This window comes from Pseudanabaena sp. SR411, assembly GCF_002251945.1.
Taxonomy (GTDB): domain Bacteria; phylum Cyanobacteriota; class Cyanobacteriia; order Pseudanabaenales; family Pseudanabaenaceae; genus Pseudanabaena.
Map to the genome: position 1 here is coordinate 1 of NZ_NDHW01000220.1, position 4,570 is coordinate 4,570.

Genomic DNA, 4,570 nt, shown 5'->3' on the forward strand with positions numbered 1-4,570 from the left:
GTTGCAGGAAGCTGAGAGAGTAGTTTCTCCCGAATTTCCTCAAGTACCGACCGATCCCATTGGTCTCCAATTGTGATGTTTTTACCTTCACCTATAATGGTGTTGTATTTCCCAATTTGGACAATAATGTTTTGCCCGTCTTCTGTTTGTCGCCAACATTCCAATACAGAGCTATCTCCCTCAGTCTGCTTAAGAGCATTTTCTACAATTTCTAAAATTGAGAGTATTTCTTCTGTGGTTGGCATAGGACGAAGCATTCAAGGATGTAAATCATATTTTCTCTAGTATGCCCTAATCTTTTGAGCAATCAGCTTAGTGGTGTAGAGAAGTCTGGTAACTCACATTATTTCCTAATCTTAATCTAAGACATATTTTACTCCTTTCCCAGTTGATTGCCTATTCTTTTAGTGGGAAGGGAGTAAGACAAGAGAGTTCGCTAGTTTAGATTTTCTACTTTGGTCAGATTTTATAATTTAACAAGTCTGAAATATTTCCGAATTGCAAGTATCAAAATATTTTGAGCGACCATTAGAACTATTCAGTCAAATATATCCTCCACTGTAAATTGAAAGAGCTAAGTGAAATGATGATGCGATCTCAAAGAGCTTATGGCAATCATTTCATTAGGCATTAGGGACGTGCAATTTAATAAAGTAATAAAAAAGTAAATCTGGAAATTTGAGGTTTCGTTAATTTGGTGGCACCTTATTTTTTTGCTTGTTCCTTAGTGTTTTGATGCAAGCTTAAATTTGTAGATGTCTGACTCAAAAATAATATACCCTATTGATTTGGGTAATCCTTACCATAGTTATCACCGATGTGGATGCCTTCAGCTTTATCAATTTTGATTTTGTAAGTCTTTTGGGACTTATCGATGTTGCCTCCAGCGTAGTCGCCACCACCTGTATTGATATTGTTAACATTGCCAAAGTGTTGAGTAACTGGAGCATTTGCTTCGTTAATAAATCCTTGTGAACCCTGAGCATTAATAGTTTTGCTACTCTTATCAATCTTAATGTTCTGAATATCTCTACCTGCGGCAAGGTTGATCTCGCCACTGAGGATTTGCTGAAATGCTTGTTGACTTTCAGCAGGTTCGACTTCTCGGACTGCTCCACCGAGAGAAGAGGGTTGATCGCCTGATAGCTCTCCCTCAGGAGTCTTGCCACGATGCAGGGAGATCGCCATTACACCTACACCTCTAAGAATAGTTAATTCTGGTTCTTGGACTGCGCCAAATTTACCAAAGCGTTGCTCTACTTTTTGTTTGACTTCGGTATAGATATGTTCGTAGAGATCGAAGGCGCTGATGTAGCCTTTACGAGAATCGATACCGCGACCTCGTAATCCTTCAGATAAGATATCAGCGAAGATAGTTAAATCTTCTTTGGGAGAGAAGTAGGATTTTTGGGTTTCGCGACAGGCGGTAATTACCACACGTCCTTCACCAGTGCCGAGTAATGCTGTGGATAAGCGATCGGGAATATTGGAACCTGTGGTTTCTTCTGGTTCGTCATTGCCTAGCGATCGCGGTGAAATTTCTCCTGAGTGGCAGGCGTTGAAAAATAGGAAGGTGCGTTTGGCTTTGATGGCGCGGAGTTTTTCTAGTAGCTCTTTTTCACTGATGCCTGTGCCAGCGACAACTTTTTTGTTTTCAAGTTGAGTGTTGTGGGTGGTCAGGTAGTAGCCATCAGTGCCGTATTCACCATGTCCACTGTAGAACAGGAAAAATGTATCGCTGTCGCTTACTTTTTGGGCGATCGCGTCAAATTCTTGCAGAATGCGATCGCGGGTTGCATCAGCATCATTTAATAGAGTTACTTGTTGGGCGGGATAGCCACATTTACTTTGATCTTTGAGGACTTCAGCGATTTCTTTGGCATCTTGCGCGGTAATGGGGACGTTGAGTTTGGGGGTATTAGCGTAAGTACCGATACCGATGACGAGGGCGAATCCGTTAGTGAATGTCATAGTGGTTTAAATAGGCTAGAACTTGAGGTTGAGAATCTGGATCGCTTTATTCAAGCTGTCTTGAATGCTGGCTTCGTCGTCAAAGGAACCGAGATCGAGTTCGTCTGAACCTAAAGCTCCTATCTCTCTGATCATACGGAATGCTTCTCTAACTTCTTCAACATAACTTTTACTTAGTTGCATAGCTTGTGATGGTGTGAGGTCTGGACTAAGCGCTAATGTTTGGTGTAGAGACATCAAATTAGCTTTGGCTCTTTCCCAACTCTTATCGTCGCCTTGGAGTGCGGCTTCTTTGGCTCGCTCGAATAATGGATAGAAGGGGAGGGTGGTGATGTCGTTGCGATCGCTGGTTTGGACGATGCTGTAGAGGACAAAATCGGCTTCTCGAAAGGGTTTTGCTTCGGCTAGGTTTGCGCCATAGACGAGTTGGTTGTCGCGTACCCAGAGTTGTTCGGTTTTAAGTTCTGATTCGGGTTTGTCGATGAGGACGAAGTAGCTGGGTTCGAGGTTGTCGCCTGCGTTGGGGTCAAATTCTTTGCGGATGGCGATGACGGGTTCGGTGTCGCCTAGTCCAAAGAGGGTTTCGATACCTGTGAGGAGTACGCCTGCGATTTTGCTATAGGATCGGAGGGCGGTGGAGAAGTCGATGGCTGAGGATACGCTTTCGATTAGTTTTAGTAGTCCTTGGGCGTGGTCTTTGCGTTTTACTCGATAGAGGACGATGGATAGGGTTAGTCTGCCGCCGCGATAGGGATGGAGTCCTGCGACGCGGGTATTGGAGAAGATGGTGCTGCCGCCTGTGGGTGCTTTTTGTCCGTTTTTTTCGATTAATGAGGGACCAACGACAAAGGGAACGGTTTCGGCTTTTTTGTCGTAGATGAATTCGGTGGCGGCAAAGATGAGGGGATCGTATTCGCTAAACCATTTGCGGCTGGTTGATAGGTATAGTTCGTTGATTCGGATTTGGAAGTATTGTTGGTTGGGTTGAAAGGGTTGGGGGGGGTGGCGATGATCGCTGCGGGTGTTGGGGATTTTGAGGCGGGTGGGGGTTTTGGTGGAACTTTTTTGGATTTGTTCCCAGAGGGTTTTGATGGTCATAGGGGTTAGGTTTTGAAGGGATATTTGTCAGAGATGATCGGGATTATCGCAATTACATTTTCCAGATTACAGCCATTTTTATGGTTGAATTAAGACAGTTATAAATGGTCATCATCAATTGCCAAATCCTCTTGAGAAGACTTCAATAGATTTATGATATTTGCCTGTGCATAGCCGATCGAGGTTTGGCGATCGTGCAGTCTATCTAATAGACTATGCAATTCACGATGTAAAGTTTCAACCGTTCCATAATGCGCCACGAGGCGCTTGGTGAGCGGCTGTAAAATGTGGCGAATTTGAGTTTCGCGGATGTAGTCTTCGGCGCGATTTTCCACGAGGGCATAGCTCATCAAGAATTCTGGATTATGCTCAATCGTAGACTTAAAAGCCATATCAATTAACCGATTGGTCATATACTTCATGACTATAAATTGCTGCGTAAAGCTATTGGCATTCTTCTCAATCAGCGATCGCCAGCGTAGGGAAATCACCGATTCGAGAATTTGCGATTTGGAAACTATATGTACAATATTTTGACGTAGATTGTCGATGGTAATAGGTTCGCGCACGATGGCTAGCCAATACATCACTTGCTGTTCTAGGTCAGAAAGCCGCGAATATTGTTGATCGATTAGCTCACGAATATCTTCAAATACATTCATTTCTTGATCAAGAAATGCTTGAATATTGCCATTGAACCGATGGGAGATCAGAATAGATACGAACTTTAGGGCAAGAGGATTCCCACAATAGAGGTCGATCAACTTGCTAATTTCAGGAGTGAACGCAAGTTCTTTATTCAATAGATGTCTTGCTTCTTCCACATTTAGTCCTGACAATTGAAGAGAACGTACCATGCGATCACTACTTTCAGGAGGCAATACATCCGATGGCTTTTCGCGGCTCGTCAAAATCAAGCAACTTTGATGATGCTCTTCACTGATTTGACGAAACAATTGACCATAGCCTTCATAACCCTCAATGTAATGCCCCGTAGTCTCACCACTGCGGAGGATAGACTCTACATTGTCAAAGACAATCAAACAGCGTGATTGCTTGAGGACTTGAATCAACATCGCCAATAATCTATCAAAATCAGAAGGTAAAGCGGTGATCGCTTGATTAGTCAAAAAGCTCACCAATTCCGACAACATCGTTTCTACAGTCGGAGCATAACGCAAGGATTTCCAAGCGAATAGCGTAAATTCCGCTTGCACCTGTTCAGCGAGCTTATTTGCAAAAGCAGTTTTGCCAATGCCACCGATGCCAAATACGCCTAATAAACGACAGCGATCAGTGATTACCCAATTTTTCACCGTTGCCAACTCTTCAGTTCGCCCATAAAAAATCGAAGTATTGATCGCATTACCCCAGTCACGTCGCTTTTCACTCACATTGCTCACTTTGTCTACCTCATCCAAATCACTGATGTGAGGGCGATTGATGTAAGCATGTCTACGCACCACGATTTGAAGATTATTCTTGGTGACACGCTCCCCAA

The 4,570-nt window shown here is 43.5% G+C and carries 3 protein-coding genes and 1 pseudogene; all 4 read right to left on the bottom strand.

Translation table 11 applies throughout. The annotated features are described in order from the left end of the window. Positions 1-245, bottom strand: a pseudogene (locus tag B9G53_RS23330) (hypothetical protein); the annotation flags it as partial. A gap of 535 nt (positions 246-780) precedes the next feature. Continuing rightward, positions 781-1,971, bottom strand: coding sequence for a caspase family protein (locus B9G53_RS23335; protein WP_094535839.1), 1,191 nt, complete (start codon positions 1,969-1,971; stop codon positions 781-783). A gap of 15 nt (positions 1,972-1,986) precedes the next feature. Continuing rightward, the gene (locus B9G53_RS23340; RefSeq protein WP_094535840.1) at positions 1,987-3,069 is read right to left on the bottom strand and encodes a hypothetical protein; all 1,083 of its coding nucleotides are present in this window, start codon (positions 3,067-3,069) and stop codon (positions 1,987-1,989) included. Positions 3,070-3,167: 98 nt separating this feature from the next. After that, a partial coding sequence (locus tag B9G53_RS23345) for an NB-ARC domain-containing protein (RefSeq protein WP_141211871.1) occupies positions 3,168-4,570 on the bottom strand: 1,403 nt, incomplete at its 5' end.

Coding starts and splice junctions, on each gene's coding strand:
- B9G53_RS23335 (WP_094535839.1), bottom strand. CDS start 1,971: ATGACATTCACTAACGGATTCGCCCTCGTCATCGGTATCGGTACTTAC.
- B9G53_RS23340 (WP_094535840.1), bottom strand. CDS start 3,069: ATGACCATCAAAACCCTCTGGGAACAAATCCAAAAAAGTTCCACCAAA.